We start from the raw sequence: 24,086 nt of genomic DNA, 5'->3' as shown, positions 1-24,086 counted from the left end.
GAGGAGTCCATCGATGAGCGAGCGGACCGAGTTCGAGGCCGGACGGCCTGTGGTGCTGCGCGGCGGCACGGTGCTGCCGATCGACGGCGGACGCACGGTGCTGGAACACACCGACGTGCTGGTCACCGGGGACCGGATCGCCGCCGTCGGCCCCGGCCTGGAGGTGCCGGAGGGCACGGCGGAGATCGACGCGTCCGGCGGCATCGTCATGCCCGGCATGATCGACACCCACCGGCACATGTGGCAGACCGCGCTGCGCGGCTACGGCGCCGACTGGACGCTCACGCAGTACTTCGTCTGGTTCTACCTGGAGCACGGCAAACTGTTCCGGCCGGAGGACGTGCACGCGGGCAACACCCTCGCCGCGATCGAGGCCGTCGACGCCGGCGTCACCACCGTCGTGGACTGGTCGCACGGCCTGCGGACGGTGGACCACGCCGACGCCGCGGTGGACGCGCTGCAGTCGGTGCCGGGACGGCACGTGCTCGCGTACGGCAACATCCAGCAGCCGCCCGCGGAGTGGACGGCCGCGCCCGAGTTCCGCGACTTCGTCAGCCGCCGGATCACCGGCGACGACCTGCTCGGCTTCCAGCTCGCCTTCGACGTGCTGGGCGACCCGGCCTTCCCGGAGAAGCCCGCGTTCGAGGTGGCGCGCGAGCTGGGCGCGCCGGTCACCACGCACGCCGGCGTGTGGGGCGCGACCAGCGACGACGGCATCCGGCTCATGTACGAGCACGGCTTCATGACCCCCGAGACCATCTACGTGCACGCCGCGTCGCTGTCGGCCGACTCCTACCACCGCATCGCCGCCACCGGCGGCTCCATCTCGGTCTCCACCGAGAGCGAGCAGAGCGCCGGCCAGGGTTACCCGCCCACCTGGGCGGTACGCGCCCACGGCATCCCCGTGTCGCTGTCCATGGACACCAGCGTGTGGTGGAGCGGCGACCTGTTCTCCGCCATGCGCACGACCCTCGGCGCCGACCGCTCCCGCGAGCACCTGGAGGCGCACGCCAAGGGCGACACCGTCACGCACTGCGGCCTGCGTGCCGACCAGGTCGTCGAGTGGGCCACCCGCGGCGGCGCCCGCGCGATCGGCCGCGACGACCTGGGCGTGATCGCCGAGGGCAAGAAGGCCGACCTGGTGCTCATCAAGAACGACCGCTCGCCCGTCTCGTTCCCGCTGCTCCACCCGTACGGGCACGTCGCGTTCCAGGCGCAGCGCGGCGACGTGCACACCGTCCTGGTCAACGGGCGCGTGGTCAAGCACGAGCACGAGCTGGTCGGCGTCGACCTGGCCGCGGCGCGCCGCCAGGTCGAGCGCACGGTCGACTACCTCCGCTCGGAGATGGGCGAGGAGGCCTGGCAGCAAGGCATGAACCCGGACATCCCCGCCACGAAGATCCTCGACAACCCGTACACGTACACCGACTACCGCAGCGACGCGACGCACCGCCTCTAACGGCAGAAGGGGGCCATGCCGAGCACCGACTTGACGCCGCCCAGCAGATGCCGCAGGAAATGCTGGTCCCCTTCCAGGGGCTCGTCGGTCCACGTCTTGACGTCGTGGCCGAGGGTGGTGAGCCAGGCCTTGCCGCCGTCGTAGTAGTGGCACCAGCTGACCGGGTGGTCGTCGCCGTGCCCGGGATGGCCCAGGCTGCCGCGCACGCCGTTGGGCAGCGTGCTCTCGTCCACCTCGGCCAGCACGCGGACGCGGTTCGGATACGGGACGAGGTTGTACCACTCGTCGGTGAAGGCCCAGCGCTGCGGCAGGCCTTGGGTGGAGGCGTCGCGCCGGTCGACGGTGACGACGGTGCCGGGCTGGTTGGGGCCGTGGTCGTAGAAGTTGGCGTTGCCCAGCAGGCCTTCGTACCAGGGCCAGTTGTACTCGGTGCCGAAGGCGTTGTGCACGCCGGCGAAGCCGCCGCCGGCGCGGATGTACTGCCGCAGCGCGGTCTGCGCGGCGTCGTCGAGCGTGTCACGGGTGGTGCTGAGGAACATCACGGCGTTGTAGCGCAGTAACCGGCCGGCGGCCGACAACTGGGTGACGTCCTCGGTGTAGTCGACGGCGAACCCGTTCTCCTGACCCAGCTTGAGCACCGCCTTGATGGCGACGTTGTCGTCGTTGAGCGGCGGGTTCAGGCCGGGACCGAGCGGGGTGCCGAGGTGGGCGTGGCGGGAGGCGGCGGTGCGGCTGTAGACGAGCAGCCTGTAGCCCTTGGCCGGGTCGAAGTTGCCCCAGTCGTGGTAGCAGCGGGGATCGGTGCCCCGGCAGACGCCATAGTCGGGGTCGCCGAGGTTCTGGGCCCCGCCGGGCAGGGCGGCGGAGCTGGGGGCGGTGGCGGTGAACAGGAGGGCGGCCGCACCGGCGAGGGCGGCGATCGACGGGACGCGCATGAGCACCTCACGTGCTTCGATCCGCTATGTGTGATCCACAAGTCGCTTCGAGCGTAACCAGAGGCGGAAGACAAGGAAAGCGTTTCCCAAGACCGCGCCGGCGAGGCGAGGCCGGATCGGGGCGGCGTCGGTGGGGACGGGACGGTCCCGGGGCTGGTCGGGCGCCGGTGGCAATCATAGAAATCTCATGATTGCCGGTTAGGTTCGTGACCGTGCTTGTACAGGAGGTGACCGCCCCCCGCCACACGGCGCGGGGACGGTCGTGGCGCAGGTGGGCGGCGCGGCTGATGGTGGGGCTCGCGGTGCTGTTCGCGGCGGGGACGGCCGTGCGGCTCGGCGGACTGGAGTCGGGGCCGCTGCTGGTGCCGCTGGTCTCCTTCACGCCGTACTTCGCGGTCGCCGCGCTGGTCGTGCTGGGGGTGGCGGTCGTCACGCGCAACAGGTCCGCGATCGCGGTGATGCTGGCCGTGTGCGTCTGCCTGGCCTGGTGCGTCGTGCCGCGGGCGGTCGCGAGTCCCGGCTCCGTCGAGGGGCGGCCGCTGCGGGTGCTGACCGCCAACCTCAACGGCGGCCGCGGCGACGCCCAGGCGATCGTCGATCTGGTGCGCAGGCTGAACGTGGACGTGCTCAGCCTGCAGGAGCTGACCTGGTCGGCGCGCGACCGGCTGAAGGCCGCCGGGCTGGATGGACTGCTGCCGTACCAGGTGTCCAAGCCGGAGACCTGGGGGCCGGTGGGCAGCGGCGTGTACGCGCGCCATCCGCTGCGCGAGCGCATCGGGGTGTTCCAGCCGGTCGGGCACCACATGCCGGTCGTGGAGGTGGAGCTGCCCGGCGGGCAGGCCGTGGAGGTCGTGGTCGTGCACCCGGTGGCGCCGGTGCCGAGGACGGTGCCTGAATGGGAGGCGGGGGTGTCGGCGCTGCCGCCCGCGCCCGCGTCCGGGGCGCCGCGGATCCTGGCGGGCGACTTCAACGCCACGCTCGACCACGCCGTGTTCCGCCGGCTGCTGGACACCGGCTACACCGACGCGGCGGCGGCCACCGGCCAGGGGCTGGTGCCGACGTGGCCGATGCGCAGGCTGCCGCCGCTGGTGGCCATCGACCATGTGCTCACGGACGGCCGCGCGGGGGCGGTCGGCGTGCAGATTCACGACGTACCCGGCTCCGACCACCGGGCGCTCTTCGCCGACCTGCGGGTGCGGCCATGAGCCCTCGACCAGGCGGGGACCGCGGTAACACTTGGCCGGCAATCATGTCCCCGCAGCTGCCCGGGCAGCCTGCCCGTGCGATGCTCTCAACCATGTGAACCAGAGGAACAGGTGGGGTACGCGTGTCTTCGGATAGCGGGAAATCGATGTGGGGGCGGGCGACCCCGGCGATCGCCGCAGCCGCCCTGGCACTGGCCGTCGCGAGCTGCGCCGCGGGGCCCACCACCACCCCCAGCTCCTCCGGGGCGCCGGGGTCCTCCGGGCCGACGGAGCCCGCGCCGCAGAAGCCGCCCGCCGTGGACCCGGACTGGCCGCGCTGGGGATTCACGCATACGGGGACCAGCGCCAACAACATCACCCCGCAGTTCGAGCAGACCGTGGTCAAGCGGCTGGCCCGCACCCCCATGCTGCAGAACCAGCACATCATGGGCTTCGGCGCGCTCAACCCCCAGCCCACCCGGCACGACTACTTCTGGGAGGACCTCGACAGCCGCACGAACTTCATGAAGCAGTCCGGCGGCACCCCGGTCATCACCCTGTGCTGCGCCCCCGACTGGATGAAGGGCGGCCCCGAGGGCATGACCTCGGAGGAGGGCTGGAAGGAGCACCTGGAGGACGCCCCGTACCCGCAGCACTTCGACGACTTCGCCAAGCTGGCGGCGACCGTCGCCAAGAGATATCGGGACGTCGAGTACTTCATGGTCTGGAACGAGTTCAAGGGCTTCTGGAAGGACCACTCCAAGCCCGCGGACTACAAGGGCTACACGGAGCTGTACAACAAGGTCTACGACGCGGTGAAGGCGGTCCGTCCCGACGCCAAGATCGGCGGGCCGTACCTCGGCTTCGACAGCAACGAAGGAGGCGACTCCGAGCTGCGCGGCGAGTGGGGTGTGGTCAACCAGAACGTCCTGGACGCCTTCGACTACTGGTACGCGAACAAGAAGGGCGCCGACTTCATCGTCGTCGACGGCGCCTCGCCGACCGACTCCCACAAGCTGCTGCCCGACGAGTTCGGCGCGCTGAGCAAGTTCAGCGCGGTCACCACGTGGCTGCGGAAGAAGACGGACGACATGCCGATCTGGTGGTCGGAGTGGTACGTCGTCCCCGAGGACGGCACCACCTGGCCCGAGAGCAAGCGCCTGGCCGTGCAGGCCGTCTCGATGATGGAGTTCGTCAGGAGCGGCGCCGCCACCGCGCTGTACTGGAACCCGCAGGCCAAGGAAGGCGCCTGCCGGGGCTGCATGTGGAATCCGAAGACCGGCGCGCCGCTCCCGACCGAGGAGCTGGTGAGCGAGTTCGCCAAGTGGTTCCCGGCCGGGGCCGCGCAGGAGGACGTCTCCTCCTCCGACCCGAAGGTCCGGGTGCTGGCCCAGCCGGAGCGGCTGCTGCTGGTCAACACCACGGACGCGCAGGCGGCCACGACGGTGGACGGCACGGAGTACACACTCAAGCCGTACGAGATCAAGTGGAGCGATCGCTAGGGTCCCACGGCGGCCAGGACCATGACGAAGACCACCACCGGCGCGATCGGGTTCTCCGGCTCCGGAGCCGTGAATCGTGACCTCGTGTCAAAAGCCAAGCCGACCCATGCCATCAGGCGTGGATCAGCGTGGACAGTCATGCCTCCGGGGATGCGCCGGCGTCCTGACGCGGTGCCGGGAACCTTGGTGTCAGGTCCTACGTTGGGGAGGGACATGACCGCGCATGCGCCGTGGTGGGCCGCCGGAGCGTCGGCCCTTCTGCCCACGTCCCCGGGAGGGACGCGATGACGAGCAAGAATATGCCCCCGGGCGCCGGGTTCGGCTTCGGGATCAGCCTCGGCTTGGTCTTCGCCGTCGTCTTCGGGATCGCCTTGGACAACCTCGCCATCGGCATCTCGCTGGGCATCGCCCTGGGTGTGGCCTTCGGCGCCGCCTTCAGCGGGCGGAGGAAGGACGACGGCGGATCCTGAGCGGCGCGCCCGCGTCCGCCCGAGCATGGGGCTACCATCGGCGGATGCCCGTGCCACCGCCGCCCGCCGAGAACCGGACCCCGCACGGGCAGGCGAGTATGAGCCCCGGCGGACCGGGCGGTGGTGCCCCGGTCGTGGCGTCACGGTCATCCGGCTCAGTGTGGCGCGCGTTGCGCGTGGCACGGCGGGCGGTCGCTCTCGTGATCGGCCTTCTCGCCGTGGCGGGGGCGTTTCGCCTGGTCGCGCCTGCCACCGCCGGGCCGGACGGGGAGCCGCCGGGCGTGCGGCGGCAGCTCGCGTTCCTACGCGAGGCACTGGACACGGGCGCGGGACATGAGGCGCAGCAGCTCTTCCCCGAGGGATACTTCTTCCTGCACGCCCTGTACGGCCTGAGCTGGGTCGAGCTGGGAATGCGCGAACCCCCGGGCGAGCGGCGGGCGACGGCGTCACGGGAGGCGCGATGGGCGCTGGGACGCCTGGACTCTCCCGACGGCCGCGCCCCGTTCAGTCCCGGGCTCACCCCGCCGTACGGCGTCTTCTACCAGGGCTGGTGCAACTGGCTGCGCGGCGGCGTGCTCGCCCTGCAGCCGCCGGGACAGCGCGACCCCGCCGAGGTGCGCCGCTTCGCCACCGGCTCGGCCGCGCTCGGCAGGACGTTCGACGCCTCCGGGACGCCGTTCCTGGAGGCGTACCCGGGCCAGGCCTGGCCGGTGGACTCCACGGTGGCGGTGGCGTCGCTGCGGCTGCACGACGCGCTGCTGCCGCCCCGGTTCGGCGCCACCACCGGGCGGTGGCTGCGGGAGGCGCGCCGCCGGCTCGATCCGCGTACCGGGCTGCTCCCGCACCGGGCGGACCCCGCCACCGGCGAGCCGGCCGAGGTGGCCAGAGGCACCTCGCAGAGCATCATCCAGCGCTTCCTCGTCGACATCGACCCGGCCTTCGCCCGCGAGCAGTACGCGCGCTTCCGCGAGCGCTACGTCGTCACCCCGCTGGGCCTCGGACCGGCCGTACGCGAGTATCCCGCCGGCGCGGAAGGACCGGCCGACGTCGACTCCGGCCCGCTCCCGCTCGGCGTGAGCCTGTCGGCGACCGCGGTCACCCTGGGCGCGGCCCAGGCGCAAGGCGACGCCCCGCTCGCCGCCGCGCTGGCGAACTACGGCGAGCTGGCCGGCCTGCCCCTGGACACGCCCGCGACCAAGCGGTACGCGTTCGGCCTGCTCCCGATCGGCGACGCGTTCCTGGCCTGGTCGAAGACGGCGCGGCCATGGGTCGCGCCGACGCCGGCCCCGCCCCCGGCGAGCGTCTCGTGGTGGTGGCGGGTGCCGCTGCTCGCGGTGCTGGCGGTGATCGGCGCGGCGCCGTGGCTGCCCGCGCTGCTGCGCCGGCGCCGGGCCCGGCGCCGGCCCGTGTGAGAGGCGTCTACGCGCGCCCGGTCCCCGTGGAACGACGCCCGGTCACGGGGCGACGGTGCTCATCAGGTGACGATCTGGTCGATGGTGCCGGGTGAGAGCACGTGCTCGACCACCATGACGGCTGCCCCGATGACGCCGGCGCGGTCGCCCAGCTCGCTCACCCGGATGCTGAGATGCTGCGTGGCCAGCGGGAGCGACCGGGTGTAGATCGTCTCACGCACCCCGGCGAGCACCTGCTCGCCCGCCTCCGCGAGGTCGCCGCCGATCACGATGACGGACGGGTTGAAGAAGTTGACGATCGACGCCATCACGGCGCCTACCTCGCGCCCCGCCTGCCGGACGAGCCGCGTCGCCCGCAGGTCGCCCGCGCGCATGAGCGCCACCACGTCCCTGCTGCTCCGCGCCTCGATCCCGGCGGCATGCAACGCCGCCGCCATCGACGCGCCGCCTGCCACCGCCTCCAGGCAGCCGACGTTGCCGCACCGGCACGGCGCCTCCGAGGCCGGCACCCGTACGTGGCCGACGTCCCCCGCCGCGCCCTGCGCGCCGCGGTGCAGCCGGCGGCCGGAGATGATCCCGCAGCCGATGCCGGTGCCCATCTTGACGAAGATCAGGTGATCGGCCTCGGGCCGCGCGGCCCAGTGCTCGCCGAGCGCCATGATGTTGACGTCGTTGTCGACCAGGACGGGCGCGCCGAGCCGGGCGCCGAGCCACTCCGGCACCGCGAAGCCGTCCCAGCCGGGCATGATCGGCGGGTTCGCCGGCCGTCCCGAGGCGTGCTCGACCGGCCCGGGCAGGCCGAGCCCGACCCCGCACACGCTCGCCAGGTCGCGGCCGGCCTCGGCCAGCAGCTCCTGGAAGGCGTCCACGACCCGGCCCAGCGTACGCTCGGGCCCCTCGTCGACGGGCAGCTCCACGGCCCGCTCGGCGAGCACGCTCAGGCCGAGGTCGATCACGGCCAGGCGGGCGTGCGTGGCGCCGAGGTCGGCCGCGAGCACGACCCGCGCTCCCCCGTTGAACGCGAACACCGTGGCGGGCCGGCCCCCCGAGGAGATCGAGTCCTCGCCGGCCACCACCCAGCGGCGGTCGATCAGCCCGTCCAGCCGCTGTGACACCGTGGACCTGGACAGCCCGGTGAGCTGGGCGAGCTCCCCGCGGGTACGGGCCTGCCCGTCCCTGAGGATGGCCAGGAGCGCGCCCGTCCCCGGGGCCTGGCCGTTCGGTCCGCTCGGCATGCGGCTACCTTACTTCGGGTCTCACCCTGCTTCCGATGGACAAGAATCCGGCTGGGGCGCGGGGTCCTCGCCCGGCTCGGCGAACCACTCCACCAGCAGCACCGTGGCGTCGTCCTGCAGCCACCCGTGCTGGTGGTCCAGGATGGTGTTGATCAACCGCCGCAGGGTCTCGGGTGCCGGCACGCCGTCGGCCTCCCGCCGGATGACGAAGTCGATGAACCGCTCCAGCCCGAACAACTCCCCCTGGGGGTCCTGCGCCTCGATGACGCCGTCGGTGTAGAGCAGCAGCCGGTCCCCCGGCTCCAGCTGGTAGCGCCCGATCTCGGTGGGCAAGCCCAGCCGGAGCCCCATCGGCGTGCCGAACGCGCCGTCCAGCGTGGCGACCGACCGTCCCCGGCGCAGCACCACCGGCGGGGGATGCCCCCGGTTGGCCCAGACCAGCCACCCGGTACGAGTGTCCAGATCGGCCAGGATGCCGGTGGCGAAGCGGTCGGTGGCGAACTGGTCGGCGATCGCCTCGTCGATGGCCTCGCCGGCCGCCAGGACGTCGGCGCCCTCGCGGCGATGCTTGCGGCCGCAGCCCACGGCGATGGTGGCGGTGAGCCCGGCGGAGGTGTCGTGGCCCATGGCGTCGAAGATCGACAGCCGCAGCAGGTCGCCGTTCAGCGCGAAGTCGAAGGCGTCCCCGCCCACCTCGTACGCGGGTTCCAGCGCCGCGCTGACCACCACGCGGTCGTTGGCGAACATGGCGCCCGGCATCAGGTTCCACAACACCTCGGCGGACAAGGCCATCGGCCGGGTGCGTACGAGCTGCGCGTACACGTCGCTGAAGGCGCGCTTGCTCTCCACCAGCAGGGAGACAAGGGCGGCCAGCCGGCTCAGCCGCGTCAACACGGCCTCGTCGGCGTGGGAGACGATCACGCCGAGAACGCCGATCCGCTCCGTGCAGTCCCGCAGCGCCACCCACAGCCGCCGCGGCCCCTCCCCGGTGAAGGGCTCGGCGGTCGCGCCCGAGGGGATGGCGGTGCGGGCGTGGACCGGCTCGACGCCGCGGAAGGCCAGCCCGGCGACGGTGGTGTCGATGGGGATCCGCTCCAGCGGGTTGCCGGCCTCGTCACGCTGGCCGGGCAGCGGCACGAGGAACTGCTGTTGCAGGTCGGCGACGTACAGCATGGCGTGCGCGAGCCCCGCGCGCGCGGCGTGCTCGGTGACCAGCGCGGGGAGGTCCTCAAGCGAGGCCAGGTGGCCGGAGCGCAGCAGCCCGCCGAGCATGCCCTCACCGTCACCCGGCAGCACGCCGGCGGCCCCGTCCCGTAGCGGCTCTTCGCCCCGCATGACACCCCCGATCAAGGGGGTCCTACCCGGCGCGGACGTCTCTCAGGCATGCTCCGAGCAGGTCACGTCCGCCGTGGAACCGCGGACGACCAGCTCGGTCGCCAGCTCGACGTGGTGGGAGTCGATCTTCTCCCCGGCAGCCAGGCGCAGCGCCGTACGCAGGGCGACGCCGCCCATCTCACGCAGCGGCTGGCGTACGGTGGTCAGCGGCGGCGAGGCCATCCGGGCGATCTGGGTGTCGTCGAAGCCCACGATGCTCAGGTCCTCGGGGATGCGCAGGCCTCGCGCCCTGGCCGCCTCCATGACGCCCAGCGCCGACTCGTCGCAGCCCACGAAGATCGCCGTCGGCGGTTCCGGCAGGGCGAGCACGGACGCGCCGTGCTCCAGGCCGTCCTGGTAGCGGAAGTGCCCGGTGCGGGTGTAGCCGGGCAGCACGGGCGCCCCTTCGGCCTCCATGGCGGCGCGGTAGCCGTGCAGCCGGGCCTGGTTGCAGGCCGCGGTGGCGGGGCCGCCGATGTAGGCGATGCGCCGGTGCCCGAGGGACAGCAGGTGCTGGGTCGCGGCCAGCCCGCCGGCGAAGTTGGTCGACCCGATGCTGGTGACGCGGGCGTGCGGCAGGTTGAGCGGGTCGATCACGACCAGCGGCAGCTCGACGCGGGCCAGAGCGGTCAGCTGCCTGCCGGTCAGCTGATCGCAGGTGACGGCGATCAACGCCCGGCGCCCGGCGGCCACCAGGTCGCGGGCCCACTCCGCGGCGTGGTCGATCTTCTTCCTGACGCTGACGACGACGCCGACGCCGGCCTCGGCCCCGGCCTCCACCACGCCCTGGATGATCTCCGTGCAGTAGGCGTTGAAGTCGCTGTCGAACTGCACCTCGACCGTGTCGATCCCGGCGGCCTCACCCCGGCGCGGCGCCGGGGCGACGTATTCGTGCTGCCGCAGCAGCGACTCCACCAGGGAGCGGGTGGCCGGCGCGACGTCGCTGCGGCCGTTGAGCACCTTCGACACGGTCGCCACCGACACGCCGGCCGAGGCCGCGACGGTGGCCAGTGTGGCACGTCTAGGACTGACCGGCATCGATTCCCTCCTGCTCCACAACCGATAGCGGGGTCACCAGGCGCCGGTCGTGGCCGACGGCCCGCACCGGTCCCGTCAGGCGCACCGTGCCCTGGCACGGCAGGTCGGCGGCCGACGTGCCGACGAGCACCTCGATGTCCCCGGGCTCCACGATGCGCCTCAGATCGCGTCCGGTGAAGGCCGTGCGGTCCGCGTGCACGCGGAAGGTCACGTCCGCGGCCGCCCCGGGCTCCAGCCGGACCCTGCCGAATCCGGCCAGCTGCCTGACCGGCCGGGTGACCTGGGCGACGACGTCGTGCAGGTAGAGCTGGACGACCTCCTCGCCGGCCCGCCCGCCGGTGTTGCGCACTCGCACGGTCACCCTGAACTCGCCGTCCGTGCGCACCTCGGCGTCGCTGACGCGCAGGTCGCCGACCTCGAAGGTGGTGTAGGAGGCGCCGTAGCCGAAGGGGAACAGCGGCGTCGGGTCGAGGTTGCTGATGCCGTGGCTGTCGGCGCCCAGCGGCGGCTGCAGGTAGGTGCCCGGCTGGCCGCCGTGCCCGCGCGGGATCTGCACCGGCAGCTTGCCCGAAGGCTGGACCCGGCCGGACAGCACGCCGGCGAGGGCCGCGCCGCCCTCTTCCCCGGGCATGAACGCCTGCACCAGCGCGGCGGCGCCGCCGTGCACGTCGCCCAGGGCGTACGGGCGGCCGGACACGACGACCACGACGACCGGCGTGCCGGTGGCGGCGAGCTCGGCCAGCAGGTCCTCCTGCACCCCGGGCAGCCGCAGGTCGTCGGCGTCGCAGCCCTCCCCCGACGTCCCGTGGCCGAACATCCCGGCGAGGTCGCCCACGGCCACCACGCAAAGGTCCGCCCCACGCGCCGCGGCCGCCGCGGCGGCGAATCCCGAGCGGTCGTCGCCCCGCACGTCACAGCCGCGCTCGTAAACGAGTTCGGCGTCCGGCAGTTCGGCACGCAGGGCGTCGAGAAGGCTGGGCGCCTCGACGCCGAGCCCGAGGCCAGGATGGCGGGTGAGCACGTGGTTGGGGTAGGAGTAGCAGCCCATGAACGTCCGCGGCTCGTCGGCGCACGGCCCGACGACCGCCACTCGCCGCAGCCCCGGACGCAGCGGGAGGGCCTCCCCGGCGTCGAGCAGCACGATCGACCGCTCGGCCAGTTCGCGCGCCAGTGCCCGGTTGCCAGGCGAGTCGAGGTCCACGGCGGCGGCCCCGGCCACCGACTTCTCGGGCGACCAGCCGGGGTCGAGCAGCCCCAGCTCGATCTTCTGGGTGAGCAGGCGGCGGGCCGCGCGGTCGATCAGCGATTCGGGGATCTCGCCCCTGCGCACCCGCTCGACCAGGTGCTGGCCGAAGCCGAGCGTGTCGGGCAGCTCGACGTCGATGCCGGCGTCCAGCGCCCGCACGCCGGCCTCGCCGGTGTCGGCGGCGATCTTGTGCATGGTCGCCAGGAACGGGACCGACCAGTAGTCCGACACGACGGTCCCGGTGAAGCCCCATTCCTCGCGCAGCACCTCGGTCAGCAGCCAGGGGTCCGCTCCGGCCGGCACACCGTCCACGTCGGAGTAGGAGTTCATCACCGACCGCGCCCCGCCGATGGCGATGGCCGTCTCGAACGGCGGCAGGATCATGTCCATCAGCTCGCGCCGCCCCATGGGGACCGGGCCGTGGTTGCGGGCCGCCCGCGAGGCCGAGTAGCCGGCGAAGTGCTTGAGCGTGGCGATGATCCCCGCGCTCTCCAGGCCGCGCACGTAGGCGGCGCCGAGCATCGAGACGAGGTACGGGTCCTCGCCCATCGTCTCCTCGACCCGTCCCCACCGGTAGTCGCGCACCACGTCCATGACCGGCGACAACCCCTGGTGGACGCCCACGGCCCGCATGTCCCGCCCGATCGCGGCCCCCATCCGCTCCACCAGGCCCGGGTCGAACGTCGCCGCCCACGCGATGGCCGCGGGGTAGACCGTCGCCCCGTACGTCGTGAACCCGGTCAGGCACTCCTCGTGGACGATGGCCGGGATCCCGAACCTGGACTGCTCCATGATCTGCCGCTGCAGCCTGACCACCTCGGCGGCGCCCTCCTGCGCGGTCACGGGAGCACTGCCGTGCACGCGGGTCAGGTGGCCGAGGCCGTGGCGGATCGCCTCGTCGAAGGGGACCGTCCCGGAGGCGGCGAACACGTCCTGCATCGGCGCCACGTTCAGCGCCGCCTCGTCCTCCGACGGCACCTCGTCCCGCATGTCGTTGCCGATCCACCGGCTCCCGAGCTGGCCGACCTTCTCCGCAAGGGTCATCTCCTCAAGGAGGGCGTCGACGCGGTCGGCCGCGGGGAGCGCCGGATCCTGCCACGGACGGAGAACGCCGTCCACCGCGGGCGTCCGATCTACAGCCGTCATGTGCATGCTCCCTAAAGACGATTTCCCGCCGTGAGATTTTCGAAATGTTTCGACGTCGCGAGCGACCCGCGGGCGTGACCTCCTCGAGACCAGAGGACCAGCTGAACGCCGAGCCAGAGTACTTTACACACGCCCTGCTCGGGTAGGGAGATTCTCGGGCATCACGGTCTTGACAGGCACATGGTCGAAACCTAGATTGACGTGCCACGCGGCATGTCGCAAATGTTTCGACAAGCTCACTCTAAGGAGAAGCGCAGGCGCCGGCCCCCCAACGCCGCCCGCCACCACGTCCGACGATCAATGAGCCGCGCGGCCAACCCCCCGGCGTTTCAATTACGGAGATCAGCGTGGAGCCCAGGACAACCTCTCGCCGTACCTTCCTCAGCCTCTCCATGGGCCTTCCCCTGGGAGCCGCCTTGGCCGCCTGCGGCGGCTCCGGGCCGACGCAGACCGGCGCCGGTGGCGGCACCGGAGCCACCGGCGGCACGGGCGGCGGCGCCGGCAAGGCCACCTACTGGTATCTCACCGGGCAGCCGAACGAAGGCGTGCGCACCGCCGCCGTCCAGCGCTTCAACAAGGCCAACCCGACCGCCCAGCTCGCGACGACGACCTTCCAGAACGACGCCTTCAAGACCAAGATCAAGACGGCGATCGGCGCGGGCGAGGCCCCCACCATCATCTGGGGCTGGGGCGGCGGCGGTCTGCGCAGCTATGTGCAGGCGGGCCAGGTCGACGACCTCACCTCGTGGTTCGACCAGAACGCGGCCTACAAGGACCGGCTGTTCCCGTCCTCGTTCAACGCGGCCACGGTCGACGGCAAGATCTACGCGGTGCCGGTAGAGGCCGTGACGCCGATCGTCTTCTACTACAACAAGAAGCTCTTCGAGAAGGTCGGCGCCCAGCCCCCGCAGGAGTGGGGCGACATCATGGACCTGGTCAAGAAGTTCAACGCCGCCGGCATCGCGCCGTTCTCCCTCGGCGGGCAGTCGCGCTGGACGAACATGATGTGGCTCGAGTTCCTCTTCGACCGCATCGGCGGCCCCGAGGTCTTCCAGGCCATCTACGACGGGGAGAAGGACGCCTGGAACAACCCGGCCGCCATCGACGGCCTGACCAAGATGCAGGAGCTCATCAAGGCGAACGGCTTCGTCAAGGGCTTCTCGTCGATCACCGCCGACTCCAACGCCGACCAGGCGCTGCTCTACACCGGCAAGGCCGCGATGATGCTGCACGGCGGCTGGACGTACGGGTCGATGAAGGAGGACGGCGGCGACTTCGTCACCGGCGGCAACCTCGGCTACATGAACTTCCCGCCGGTGTCCGGCGGCAAGGGCGACCCCGGCAACACCGTGGGCAACCCGGCCCAGTACATGTCGATCTCCGCCAAGGCGACGGCGGAGGAGAAGGAGATCGCCAAGAAGTTCTTCCTCTCCGAGATGAACTCCGACGCGCAGGCCAAGGACTGGGTCGGCATCACCCAGGTGCCGATCGTCAAGGGCATCGACTCGACGTTCGGCTCCGGTGCGGACGCGCCGTGGCAGAAGTTCGTCTACGACACCGCCAGCAACGCCAAGTCCTTCCAGCAGTCCTGGGACCAGGCGCTCAGCCCGACCGCGGCCGAGGTCCTGCTGGACAACATCGCCAAGCTGTTCCAGATGTCGATCACGCCGCAGCAGTTCGCCACGAGCCTCAACGAGGTCATCGGCAAGTGACTGTTCCCCCGATCCCCGCCAGGGGAATCGCGTCCCCGGCCGCCGTTCCCGGCGGCCAGGGGCGCGGTCTGGCCTGGCTGGCCGTGCCGGCCCTGCTGCTCTTCATCGCCTTCGGCGTCATCCCGCTCATCGGCGTCTTCGCGCTCAGCTTCACGTCGTGGGACGGGCTCGGTGAGATCCGCCCGTCCGGCTTCGACAGCTGGCGCGCCGTGCTCACCGATCCCGGCCTGCCGCACGCGCTCTGGGTGACGTTCCTGATCATCGCGTTGTCGTGGGCGGTGCAGACGCCGGCGAGCATCCTGCTCGGCACGTTCCTGGCCGGCTTCCAGCGCTACCGCGCGGCGCTCGCGGTGGTGTACTTCATCCCTCTGCTGCTCAGCTCGGCCGCCATCGCGATCACGTACAAGGCGCTGCTCGATCCGAACTTCGGGCTCGGCGCCGGGCTGGGGATCCCGATCCTCGTACAGGACTGGCTCGGCGAACCGGTCCTCGCCCTCGGCGTCGTGATCTTCGTGGTGTCGTGGCAGTTCATCCCGTTCCACTCGCTGATCTACCAGGGCGGCGTGCGCCAGATCCCGCGCTCGATGTACGAGGCCGCCGAGATCGACGGCGCCGGCCGGATCCGCATGTTCTTCAGCATCACCCTGCCCCAGCTCAAGTACACGATCATCACGTCGTCGACCCTCATCGTGGTGGGCTCGCTGGTCTTCTTCGACCTGATCTTCGTGCTCACCGCGGGCGGCCCCGGCGACGCCACCCGGGTGCTGGCGCTGGCGATGTACAAGAGTGGCTTCCAGGCCAACCTGATGGGCCCGGCCAGCGCGATCGCCGTCATCCTCGTCCTGGTGGGCCTGGCGCTGGCGCTGCTGCTGCGCCGACTCGGCGGCCGGAACTCGAGCCACAGCCAGCTGGAAGGGGCCTGACATGGCGACGACCCTCGCGAAGGACTCCCCACAGGCGCCTGTGAAGCACGCCGCTCCCCGCTCCAAAGGAGTGACCCGCCGTCCCAACTGGGTCGCCGGCGCGGTCTCCTGGCTCTGGCTGGCGATCGTGATCGTGCCGATCTACTGGATCGTCATCACCAGCTTCAAAGCCCAGAGCGACTACTACGCCGAGAACCCCTTCATGCCGCCGTCCGAGCCCACGCTGGCCAACTACCAGCTGGTCATCGAGTCGGACTTCATCCGTTATTTCATCAACAGCGTCGTCGTCACGGTCGGCGCCGTCGTGCCCGCCGTCGTGGTGTCGTTCATGGCGGCCTACGCGATCGTCCGCAACGGCAGGGGGCGGTTCCTGCGCGGGACGAACTCGCTGATCCTCATGGGCCTGGCCATCCCGCACCAGGCCACGATCATCCCCATCTATCTGATCATCATCAAGCTCGGCCTCTACGACACGCCGATGGCGATGATCCTGCCGTCCATCGCGTTCGCGATCCCGCTGTCGGTGCTGATCCTGGTGAACTTCATCAGGGACGTGCCCAAGGAGCTGTTCGAGTCGATGCGGCTGGACGGCGCCAGCGAGCTCGGCACGCTCTGGCACCTGGCGGTCCCCCTGACCAGGCCGGCCGTGGTGACGGTCACCATCTACAACGCGCTGTCGATCTGGAACGGCTTCCTGCTGCCGCTGATCCTCACGCAGAGCCCCGAGCAGCGCACGCTGCCGCTGGCGCTGTGGACCTTCCAGGGCCAGTACAGCGTCAACGTGCCGGCGGTGCTCGCCTCCGTCGTCCTCACCACGGTCCCCATCCTGGCCCTGTACGTGGTGGGCCGCCGCCAGCTGCTGGCCGGCCTGACCGCCGGGTTCAGCAAGTGACGATCACTCAGGAGGCTCCGGACGCGGCCAGGTGACCGCGGCGAACACCACCGAGCACACCAGGAAGCCGGCGCACACCCCCGCGAACCCGGCCCAGAACGAGCTGAGCGTGGTCCCCATGTCGATGCCGATCAGGAGCGCCGTGACCACGCCGGCCGCCAGGCCCCACGCCAGGGCGGCGACGTAGCGGGGCGGCCTGTGCGCCACGGCACCGGTCAGCGGCAGCAGCAGCGGGAGCAACGTGGTGGCCCACCCTGCCCTGGGCTCGCCGAACAGGGCGAGCTTGACCCAGGAGACGGCGGCCGCCACGGCGATCGCCACGAGCGTCCAGATGACAAGCTTGGCCGGGTGGTAACGAAGGTTGTGCTCGGAGGTGGAGCCGACCGAGCCGAACATCCAGAAGGAGAGAAGCTCCTCGATCATGCCGATGAAATCCGGCTTGTCAGCCTCGTGTCCCTTCTCTTCCGCCATGCGGGCTTCCTCTCTCGGGGTCTGGCCGAGCCTGACCGTAGCAGCAAACAAGATCGACACTGATCGCGAGGTCCGTGAGACCAAAGGCACTCCCCCACCTCACCGCGCGCTCGCCCGCGAGGAAAGCGCCGAAGGTCGATGAACCCGATACTTTCGTCCAAAGACGAAAGCAGAGGCCGGCAGGCCCGGACCCCGCCGCGCCGAGCGCCGGACGTTGGCCACGGTGCCCGATCTGCTCATGGCGGACGTCCGCGCCCGCGCCCGTACCGTGGACTGGCGCGGGCGTCAGTGCGTCCCCTTCCAGGAGTAGAAGGCGCCGTGCAAGCGCTCGAAGGTGTGGTCGACGGCTGACCTCCTCGAACGCCATCCCCCCGATGGTGCGGGGGCCGAGCCGGTCGCCCTCCCTCAGCGTGAGGGCGAACGCTTCGATCTCCCGGGCCGCGTGGACGAACCGCTCGTCCTCGGGGACGCGGAAAGCCACGATCGCCACCATCGCGGCCCCCGCGAGGGCAAGGATGCCGAGGAACGCCAACGCTTTCGACCGCGAAACGCCGTCCGGCACCGCGGCCTCCAGTTGATCGTCGTGGACCGGGGCTTCTGCTGATCGTAAACGGGCCGGCCGGGCAGGAGCCACGCACGGGCCCCTGGTGACCGTAACCTCCCCGCCACCGCGGGAAATCCCGTTGAGGCCAGTGCTGGGATGCGAGAGGATCAGCAGCCGAATGACCCTCTTTCGCAACCGTGACTTCAATATCTTCCTGTCCGTGCAGGCCCTGTCGGTGGCCGGCGACTCGTTCTCGACGCTCGCCATCCCGCTGCTGATCCTGCACGCGACCGGCTCCGTCGTGCAGATGGGCGTCCTCACCGGTCTGTCCGGTGCCGCATCACTCGTGGCAGGGGTGCTCGCCGGATACCTCGCCGATCGCCTGGACCGTCGCCGCCTGCTCATCGGCTGCGACCTCACCCGCGCCGCGCTCTACGGCGCCATCCCGATCGTCTGGATCTCCGGCCCGCAGATCTGGCTGCTGTACGTGATCGTCCCCCTGGGCGCCGCCCTCGGCATGTTGTTCCAGGTCACCTACGTCACCGTTGTGCCCAGCCTGGTCGAACCCGGTCAAATCACCCAGGCCAACGGCCGTCTGTACGCCATCTACGCCGCGGGCAGCATCGGTGGTCCCGCACTGGTCGGGGTGATCTCCAAGGCGTACGGCCCGGTGGTCGCGATCGGCATCGACGCCGTGACCTTCGTGGTGTCCGCGCTCGGCATCCTGCTGATCCGGCTACGCCCCGCCACAGCGCCAGAAGACCGAGGCGGCCTGCTCGAAGGGGCCAGGTTCCTGTGGCGGCAGCCGGTGCTGCGTTCGCTGACGATCCTGCTGACCTTTTTCATCTTCCTGACCGCAGGGGTGGACGACATCGTCATCTACCACCTCAAGCACGACCTCGCCCAGAACGACGACGCCATCGGCCTGGTCCTGGCCTGCGCGGCCGTCGGCACGATCCTGGGCGCCCCGCTGATCGCCCGCATCCGCAAGGCGATCGGATTCGGTTACACCTGGGTGACCGCCACCACGTTATCCGGCCTGGCGATGGGCTGTATCGGGCTGGCCACCGGCGTGCCTTCGATGGCCGTCCTCATGGCGCTGTTCGTGTTCGGTACGGCTGTCGCGGGAATCTGCTCCCAGTCCTTCCGCCAAGAGGTCACCCCCAGCCACCTCCTGGGCAGGGTCACCGCCGCCTTCTGGACCATCCACTACGCACTGGGCCCCGCCGGCGCCGCCCTCCTCACCCTCGGCGCCTCCCAACTGGGCGTCGCCACCGTGGCGGTCATCGCCGGAGCGGGCTGTGTCCTGGTCTCATTGTCCGGCCTCCTCACCCCGATCCGCCGCCCCTTCCCGTCCGACTGAGGTGAGCCGGCCCCGACATGTTCGAACCGTAACCGCCGCGCGGATAATCACTGCGACCTGAGGCGAGGAAGCACGAGTGCGGACGACGGCGGGGCCACGTGCGAGGAACACTCCCGAATTACTGAGCGCCACCAGTGCTCATGATCGCCCGAAGCGGAATCGCGGATCCTGCAGCCGAACCGGCTATCGGTACGCGCTCGCCTGGAGTGTGTAGAGGTCGGCGTAGAGCCCGTTGACGGACATCAGCGTCTCATGGTCGCCCTGCTCGACGACCTTGCCGTGGTCGAGGACATAGATGCGGTCGGCGTAGCGGACGCTGGCCAGGCGGTGGGTGATGAGCAGTACGGTGCGGCCGTCCGAATGGCTGCGGATGCGTTCGAAGAGGGCGTGCTCGGCGCGGGCGTCGAGTGCGGCGGTGGGCTCGTCGCAGATGAGCAGGTCGGCGTCGCGGTGGAAGCCGCGGGCCACGGCGATGCGCTGCCACTGGCCGCCGGACAGCTCGTGGCCGTCCTTGAAGCGGCGGTCCAGCAGAGTGCGGTACCCGTGCGGCAGGTCGGCGATGACCTCGTCGGCGCCGGCCACGGCGGCGGCTGAGTGGAGGGCGGGCTCGCCTTTGTCGGTGCCCATGGTGATGTTGTAGCGGGCGGTCAGCGGCCAGCGGGTGTGGTCCTGGGCGATCACCGCCGTACGCCGGCGCAGCTCCTCCGGGTTGACCTGCTTGAGGTCGGTGTCGTCCCACAGGACCGCGCCGGCGTCCGGTTCGTACAGCCCGGAGAGGATCTTGGCGAGGGTGGTCTTGCCGGAGCCGTTCTCGCCGACGAAGGCGATCACGTCGCCGTGTTTGATCTCGATGGACACGTCACGCAGGGCGGGCTCGTCGGCGCCGGGGTAGGTGAACGTCACGCTCTCGGCGGCGATGCGTTCGAAGCCCTCGGGCGCGGCGGCCGGGCGGGGAGCGACCAGGCGGCGCTCGGCGTCGGCGCAGAACTCCAGGAAGTCGGTGAAGTAGAGCCCCTGCTCGTAGAGGCGGTTGGTGGCGAACATGAGGCTGCTGAGCGAGCCCTGCCCCGACCTGATGGCCAGGACCGCGGTGCCGGCCACGGCCAGCGGGATCGCGCCGACCGCCAGCAGGACGCCCAGCGCCAGATAGACGAGGGCGGTGCCGACGCCGCCCAGGGCCTCGCCGGCGAGCCTGGTGATCGTCTGGCGCTTGACCAGCCTGAGCATGACGTCCTGCTCGGCCCTGGCCACCGCGTCGTACATGCGCAGCAGGAAGCGGCGCATGGTGAACGAGCGCACCTCGGCGGCGGGCTCGCGGTCGGCGAGCAGCTCACTGATGATCCACTTGCGGCGGCGGGCGGGGATGAGGCCGTACATCGTCGAGTAACGCATGCGGGCGCTGCGCACCGCGGCCCACGCGTCGGGCAGCACCGCCAGCAGCAGGAGCGGGAGCAGCACCGGGTGCAGGATGCCCAGCACGCCGGCGGCCGCGGCGATGCCGACGACGGCCGTCACCACGTCGACGGCCGCCGACACCACCATGTCGGCCGTGGCCACGCCCCGGCCCTTGGCGCGTTCCAGGGCGTCGTGGAATTCGGGGTCGTCGTAGGAGACCAGCTCCACCCGGCTGGTCAGGCCGTAGAGGCGCTCCTCGGACGCCCGCTCGATCTGCGGGGTGAGCCGCGCCTCGGCCCAGCCGGCGCCGGCCTGCAGCATCGTGCGGATCACCGCGGCCACGCCGACCAGGGCCAGGCTGGGCAGCGCGGCCATCACGCGGTCGGGAGTCGGGCCCTCGCTGAAGAGCGCGGTGAGCACACCGGTGGTGGCCAGCAGCCCGAACGCGGTGAACACCCCGCCGAGCAGGTTGAGCGAGATCGTGGCCGCGGTGTCGCGGGGACTGGCCTCCCAGGCCATGCGCATCGCCTGGGAGATGAGCGAGGGCAGGCGCCGGGCGATGGTCAGGAAGCCGACCTCGGCCATCTTGTCGTTGTGGGCGTACCAGTCGGGCAGGGCGATTTCGCCGAGTTCGAGCGGCTCATCGGGCATACCGTGAGCGTGCCCGCGGCCACCGACAGTTTCTCACCGCGCGGGCGCGCCGTAGCGGGAGGGAACGGAGTTAGCTCGCCGCGGAAAGGGTCTCGATCGTGTCCGCGAACTCGCCGAGCGCCCGCACGTAGCGTGCGGGCTCAAAGAAATGGATCACGTGGTTGGCGCGGACCCGCAGGTAGCGGGCGTGCGGGACCAGGTCCATGACGCGGGCGGCGTCCTGGTCGTCCATGGCGCCCACCAGGCCGTGGCGGGGGTCGCGGAACCAGTCGGCGTGCAGGACCAGCAGCGGGCAGCGTACGCGGGAGAGCGCCTCGGCGTGGTCGAGGCCGGCGTACATGCGCCCGTCGACGAACGCGCGCGCGAAGTCCGGGTCGAACATCGACAGCGACATGAACATGACCCGGGCGGCCAGCGGCAGGAACCGGAGGTCGACGGGCTCCCCAGGACGTTTGTCCTGAAATTTCGCGATCCGCCGGGAGAGGTGGCGCAGGACCCATTCAGGCACCTTGCGCTCGGACCCGTCGCGCTCCGGCTTGGTGACGCCCCTCAGGTAGTCGGCCAGGTCCCGGCCTCGCAGGTCCCCCAGCACCTCCACCGCATGCCGCAAGCCCCGGTAGACGTAGCGATCGCGGTCCCGGAACCGGGGCATCTCGGCCGAGAACACGGGGGCGTCCTCCAGTACGGCCGCGGCCACGAGATCGGGCGCGTTGGCCGCGCACCACAGCGCCACGAGCCCGCCCGAGGAGTTGCCCGCCACGATCGCCGGCCGCCCCACCACATCACGCAGGAACGCACGCATGTCCTCGCCGAGAGTCCGCCACGAGTAGTCCCCCGGGGTCCAGGTGGACTTGCCGTGCCCGCGCACGTCGACCGCGTACACGTGGAACCGGCCCGCGAGCGCGGGCAGGACCCGCTGGTAGCTCTGCCACGTGCCCGTCTGCGCGGGCACCAGCACCAGCGGCGGACCGTTGCGCGGACCGATCACATAGTTGATCCGCACCGTGTTGTTCCGCTCCGGGTTGTTCCGCTCCGGGTTGTTCCGCTCCGGGTTGTTCCGCTCCGGGTTGTTCCGCTCCGGGTTGTTCCGCTCCGGGCCGCCGTCCCGCTCCCGGCCTGTGTCGAACTCCCGCTCGGCGAAGCCTGCCCGCCGCACCTTCCCGATCCTGATGGGCGCCTGCCCGCCCTCGTACGGATTGCGCTCCCCGGTCATGACAAGTCCTCCTCCTCATAACGCTGGAACAGCGGCGGGATCTCGCGCTCCAGCCAGGAGAAGAGCCGGTGGGCATCACGCACCCGCTCGGCCCGCACCGGGTCGTCGCCCAGGATCTCCAGCCCTTCGGCGGTGATCTCGCTGAACTGCCCCAGCGCCTCCAGCTTGCGCCGCGCCACCCGCTCCCAGACGTCGTCCACGACCCGCAGGTGGACGCCGCGCTCCGCGGGCCTGGTCACGGCGCGCACGAACCCGCTCGCCTCCAGCACCCGCACCGCCGTGCTCAGCGACGCCTTGCTGGCGCCGATCGCCGCCGCGATCTGGGCGGCGGTCTGCTCCGGCGGGTCGCAGACCATCAGCCAGCCCAGCGCCCGTCCTGTGATCAGCGGCAGCCCGTTGTTCCTGGCGAAGAACGCCGCCACGCGCTCCACCCAGGCCAGCAACTGCTCGTCCATGCTGCTTCGTTCGTCCATCACCAGTCAGTTTAGTCGAGACCGAACCGTTCTGGCCTCTGTAAGTTTCACAGAGGTTTGACGGGATGATTTGAACGTTGCAATACTCCGTCCGCACAGCCCCTCCAAGCCCTCCTGAAGCCTTCCATTTGCACAGGTCACATGCTCGGCGATCAATGAATCGATTCAGCCACGACCACAGGAGCGAGGTATGGAAACCCGCAAGGCAACACCCATCGCCAGGCGACGAATCGGCCTGGCCGCCGGACTGTCCGCACTCGCCCTCGCCGCGACCGCGATGTCCGCACCCGCCACCGCGATGTCCGCCGCCACCTCCACGGCGAAAGCCGCACTGGCCTGCGGCGACGGAACAGCGAACGCGGAAGCCGTGCTCAGCGGCAGCACCTGGACCGCCCGCAACGGCAGCAGGACGGTCTACACCGGCACCAGCATGCTGTCGGCCATGCAGAGCGCGGTGAGCAGCCTCACCGCCGGCCGCACCGCCAAGCAGCGGGTCGTCGTCCGCGGCTCGGGCACGATCAGCGCCGGATCCCGGCTGTCCCTGCCGAGCTACACGGTGCTGGACGTCTGCGGCACCGTCAACGTGACCGGCTCGGGGTCGGGCGACCAGGCCGTCGTGTACGCCAGGGGCGTGACGGACGTCGAGGTCCAGCACCTGAACGTCACCGGCGCCCCGTTGTACGGCATCTTCGTGCGCAACGGCGTCAACATCACGCTCGGCCAGATCGACATGCGCCTGTCCGGCGGCCTTGGCATCCGCATCGACAACCACGGCGACCGCAGCGTACGCACCAGGAACGTCAGGATCGACAACGTCTACGTCTCGGGCACGAGCACGCACGGCGTGGAGACGTACGGCGTGGACGGCCTCACGGTCGGCACGGTCGTGGCCCGCAACACCGGCCACTCCGGGCTGCTGCTGAACGACACCATCAACGCCACCGTGAACACGGTGGACGCGCAGGGCGCGGGCACCGGCACCGGCTACGCGGCCTTCCGCATGGCGAACAGGAACGGCCGGATCGGCGGCGGCTACCCCGCCAACATCCGCGTCGGCCAGGTCATCGCCCGTGGCGGCGGGCGCGGCGTCTTCTGCGTGTCGGAGAGCGGCGGCGCCGTCATCGACCGGGTGGACATCGCGCAGACCGGCAACAACGCCATCCTGATCGAGAACTGCCACAACGTGAACATCGCCGCCCAGAGCGGCAGCGTCACCGGTCCCGGCGACATCCGGATCGCCGCCCGCTCGGAGTTCCCCAACACCTCCGACATCATCATCCAGAACCTGCGCGTGACCAACTCCGCCATCAGGGAGAGCCCGTGCGGGGTGAACACCACGTTCAGGAACAACACCCTGGTCAACAGCACTCAGAGCATCTGCTGAGCCGGGGCATATCACGGCGATAGGGGCAATCTGACACATCCCCCGGCGCGGGGGTGCGCATACC

At 71.0% G+C, this 24,086-nt stretch carries 19 protein-coding genes; 10 read left to right on the top strand and 9 right to left on the bottom strand.

Going from position 1 to position 24,086, the window contains the following annotated elements; genetic code table 11:
• Window positions 1-13: 13 nt before the first annotated feature.
• A complete protein-coding gene (locus ACIBX3_RS15460; RefSeq protein ID WP_397117188.1) occupies window positions 14-1,459 on the top strand; it encodes an amidohydrolase family protein in 1,446 nt (481 codons plus the stop codon).
• Here the strand turns inward: ACIBX3_RS15460 and ACIBX3_RS15455 are convergent.
• A complete protein-coding gene (locus ACIBX3_RS15455) occupies window positions 1,456-2,394 on the bottom strand; it encodes a ThuA domain-containing protein (protein WP_397117186.1) in 939 nt (312 codons plus the stop codon). The genes ACIBX3_RS15460 and ACIBX3_RS15455 overlap by 4 nt on opposite strands.
• A gap of 212 nt (window positions 2,395-2,606) precedes the next feature.
• Here ACIBX3_RS15455 and ACIBX3_RS15450 point away from each other — a divergent pair, with 212 nt between their 5' ends.
• The 4 genes from ACIBX3_RS15450 (at window position 2,607) to ACIBX3_RS15435 (ending at window position 6,962) form a co-directional block, all read left to right on the top strand.
• Complete coding sequence (locus ACIBX3_RS15450; protein ID WP_397117184.1) at window positions 2,607-3,599, top strand: endonuclease/exonuclease/phosphatase family protein; 993 nt, start codon at window positions 2,607-2,609, stop codon at window positions 3,597-3,599.
• A gap of 122 nt (window positions 3,600-3,721) precedes the next feature.
• Window positions 3,722-5,080 (top strand): xylan 1,4-beta-xylosidase, encoded by a 1,359-nt coding sequence (locus ACIBX3_RS15445; protein WP_397117182.1) that lies wholly within the window; start codon window positions 3,722-3,724, stop codon window positions 5,078-5,080.
• A gap of 284 nt (window positions 5,081-5,364) precedes the next feature.
• Window positions 5,365-5,550, top strand: coding sequence for a hypothetical protein (locus ACIBX3_RS15440; RefSeq protein ID WP_397117180.1), 186 nt, complete (start codon window positions 5,365-5,367; stop codon window positions 5,548-5,550).
• A 44-nt stretch (window positions 5,551-5,594) separates the two neighbouring features.
• Entirely contained in the window at window positions 5,595-6,962 is a 1,368-nt protein-coding gene (locus tag ACIBX3_RS15435; RefSeq protein WP_397117178.1) for a hypothetical protein, read from the top strand.
• Window positions 6,963-7,024: 62 nt separating this feature from the next.
• Here the strand turns inward: ACIBX3_RS15435 and ACIBX3_RS15430 are convergent, their stop codons facing one another.
• Genes ACIBX3_RS15430 through ACIBX3_RS15415 form a run of 4 tightly spaced genes read right to left on the bottom strand, consistent with a single transcriptional unit; the run spans window position 7,025 to window position 13,001 of the window.
• On the bottom strand, window positions 7,025-8,197 hold the full coding sequence (locus ACIBX3_RS15430) for an ROK family protein (protein WP_397117176.1): 1,173 nt from the start codon (window positions 8,195-8,197) through the stop codon (window positions 7,025-7,027).
• Between the two features lie 21 nt (window positions 8,198-8,218).
• Entirely contained in the window at window positions 8,219-9,532 is a 1,314-nt protein-coding gene (locus ACIBX3_RS15425) for a PP2C family protein-serine/threonine phosphatase (protein WP_397117174.1), read from the bottom strand.
• A 42-nt stretch (window positions 9,533-9,574) separates the two neighbouring features.
• Window positions 9,575-10,609, bottom strand: coding sequence for a LacI family DNA-binding transcriptional regulator (locus tag ACIBX3_RS15420; protein WP_397117172.1), 1,035 nt, complete (start codon window positions 10,607-10,609; stop codon window positions 9,575-9,577).
• Complete coding sequence (locus ACIBX3_RS15415; RefSeq protein ID WP_397117170.1) at window positions 10,593-13,001, bottom strand: glycoside hydrolase family 3 N-terminal domain-containing protein; 2,409 nt, start codon at window positions 12,999-13,001, stop codon at window positions 10,593-10,595. Before ACIBX3_RS15415 ends, ACIBX3_RS15420 begins: the two co-directional genes overlap by 17 nt.
• 347 nt (window positions 13,002-13,348) lie before the next feature.
• Here ACIBX3_RS15415 and ACIBX3_RS15410 point away from each other — a divergent pair, with 347 nt between their 5' ends.
• The 3 genes from ACIBX3_RS15410 to ACIBX3_RS15400 are packed head-to-tail and all read left to right on the top strand — an operon-like array spanning window position 13,349 to window position 16,528.
• Entirely contained in the window at window positions 13,349-14,713 is a 1,365-nt protein-coding gene (locus tag ACIBX3_RS15410; RefSeq protein ID WP_397117168.1) for an extracellular solute-binding protein, read from the top strand.
• Entirely contained in the window at window positions 14,710-15,636 is a 927-nt protein-coding gene (locus ACIBX3_RS15405; protein WP_397117166.1) for a carbohydrate ABC transporter permease, read from the top strand. The genes ACIBX3_RS15410 and ACIBX3_RS15405 overlap by 4 nt, the downstream gene beginning before the upstream one ends.
• A gap of 1 nt (window position 15,637) precedes the next feature.
• Window positions 15,638-16,528, top strand: a complete 891-nt coding sequence (locus ACIBX3_RS15400; protein WP_397117164.1) for a carbohydrate ABC transporter permease — start codon at window positions 15,638-15,640, stop codon at window positions 16,526-16,528.
• 3 nt (window positions 16,529-16,531) lie between these two features.
• Here the strand turns inward: ACIBX3_RS15400 and ACIBX3_RS15395 are convergent, their stop codons facing one another.
• The gene (locus ACIBX3_RS15395) at window positions 16,532-16,999 is read right to left on the bottom strand and encodes a hypothetical protein (protein ID WP_397117162.1); all 468 of its coding nucleotides are present in this window, start codon (window positions 16,997-16,999) and stop codon (window positions 16,532-16,534) included.
• Window positions 17,000-17,721: 722 nt separating this feature from the next.
• Here ACIBX3_RS15395 and ACIBX3_RS15390 point away from each other — a divergent pair.
• Entirely contained in the window at window positions 17,722-18,906 is a 1,185-nt protein-coding gene (locus ACIBX3_RS15390; protein ID WP_397117160.1) for an MFS transporter, read from the top strand.
• 183 nt (window positions 18,907-19,089) lie between these two features.
• On the opposite strand, the gene ACIBX3_RS15385 is transcribed toward ACIBX3_RS15390, so the two are convergent.
• The 3 genes from ACIBX3_RS15385 to ACIBX3_RS15375 form a co-directional block, all read right to left on the bottom strand.
• Window positions 19,090-20,952, bottom strand: a complete 1,863-nt coding sequence (locus tag ACIBX3_RS15385; protein WP_397117158.1) for an ABC transporter ATP-binding protein — start codon at window positions 20,950-20,952, stop codon at window positions 19,090-19,092.
• 70 nt (window positions 20,953-21,022) lie between these two features.
• Complete coding sequence (locus ACIBX3_RS15380; RefSeq protein ID WP_397117156.1) at window positions 21,023-22,165, bottom strand: alpha/beta fold hydrolase; 1,143 nt, start codon at window positions 22,163-22,165, stop codon at window positions 21,023-21,025.
• Window positions 22,162-22,638, bottom strand: coding sequence for a GbsR/MarR family transcriptional regulator (locus ACIBX3_RS15375; RefSeq protein ID WP_397117154.1), 477 nt, complete (start codon window positions 22,636-22,638; stop codon window positions 22,162-22,164). Before ACIBX3_RS15375 ends, ACIBX3_RS15380 begins: the two co-directional genes overlap by 4 nt.
• 190 nt (window positions 22,639-22,828) lie before the next feature.
• Between ACIBX3_RS15375 and ACIBX3_RS15370 the strand changes: the two genes are divergently transcribed.
• Window positions 22,829-24,022, top strand: coding sequence for a hypothetical protein (locus tag ACIBX3_RS15370; RefSeq protein WP_397117152.1), 1,194 nt, complete (start codon window positions 22,829-22,831; stop codon window positions 24,020-24,022).
• The last annotated feature ends 64 nt before the right edge of the window (window positions 24,023-24,086 follow it).

The sequence above is a fragment of the Nonomuraea sp. NPDC049480 genome, from assembly GCF_044465905.1.
Lineage (GTDB): Bacteria > Actinomycetota > Actinomycetes > Streptosporangiales > Streptosporangiaceae > Nonomuraea.
The sequence above is the reverse complement of the archived record's forward strand: the minus strand, read 5'-3'. Positions and strand labels throughout refer to the sequence as shown.

What these genes read in the sequence shown, in the direction of transcription:
- ACIBX3_RS15460 (WP_397117188.1), top strand. Translation starts at nt 14, where the DNA reads ATGAGCGAGCGGACCGAGTTCGAGGCCGGACGGCCTGTGGTGCTGCGC.
- ACIBX3_RS15455 (WP_397117186.1), bottom strand. Translation starts at nt 2,394, where the DNA reads ATGCGCGTCCCGTCGATCGCCGCCCTCGCCGGTGCGGCCGCCCTCCTG.
- ACIBX3_RS15440 (WP_397117180.1), top strand. Translation starts at nt 5,365, where the DNA reads ATGACGAGCAAGAATATGCCCCCGGGCGCCGGGTTCGGCTTCGGGATC.
- ACIBX3_RS15435 (WP_397117178.1), top strand. Translation starts at nt 5,595, where the DNA reads ATGCCCGTGCCACCGCCGCCCGCCGAGAACCGGACCCCGCACGGGCAG.
- ACIBX3_RS15430 (WP_397117176.1), bottom strand. Translation starts at nt 8,197, where the DNA reads ATGCCGAGCGGACCGAACGGCCAGGCCCCGGGGACGGGCGCGCTCCTG.
- ACIBX3_RS15425 (WP_397117174.1), bottom strand. Translation starts at nt 9,532, where the DNA reads ATGCGGGGCGAAGAGCCGCTACGGGACGGGGCCGCCGGCGTGCTGCCG.
- ACIBX3_RS15420 (WP_397117172.1), bottom strand. Translation starts at nt 10,609, where the DNA reads ATGCCGGTCAGTCCTAGACGTGCCACACTGGCCACCGTCGCGGCCTCG.
- ACIBX3_RS15415 (WP_397117170.1), bottom strand. Translation starts at nt 13,001, where the DNA reads ATGACGGCTGTAGATCGGACGCCCGCGGTGGACGGCGTTCTCCGTCCG.
- ACIBX3_RS15400 (WP_397117164.1), top strand. Translation starts at nt 15,638, where the DNA reads ATGGCGACGACCCTCGCGAAGGACTCCCCACAGGCGCCTGTGAAGCAC.
- ACIBX3_RS15395 (WP_397117162.1), bottom strand. Translation starts at nt 16,999, where the DNA reads ATGGCGGAAGAGAAGGGACACGAGGCTGACAAGCCGGATTTCATCGGC.
- ACIBX3_RS15390 (WP_397117160.1), top strand. Translation starts at nt 17,722, where the DNA reads ATGACCCTCTTTCGCAACCGTGACTTCAATATCTTCCTGTCCGTGCAG.
- ACIBX3_RS15385 (WP_397117158.1), bottom strand. Translation starts at nt 20,952, where the DNA reads ATGCCCGATGAGCCGCTCGAACTCGGCGAAATCGCCCTGCCCGACTGG.
- ACIBX3_RS15380 (WP_397117156.1), bottom strand. Translation starts at nt 22,165, where the DNA reads ATGACCGGGGAGCGCAATCCGTACGAGGGCGGGCAGGCGCCCATCAGG.
- ACIBX3_RS15375 (WP_397117154.1), bottom strand. Translation starts at nt 22,638, where the DNA reads ATGGACGAACGAAGCAGCATGGACGAGCAGTTGCTGGCCTGGGTGGAG.
- ACIBX3_RS15370 (WP_397117152.1), top strand. Translation starts at nt 22,829, where the DNA reads ATGGAAACCCGCAAGGCAACACCCATCGCCAGGCGACGAATCGGCCTG.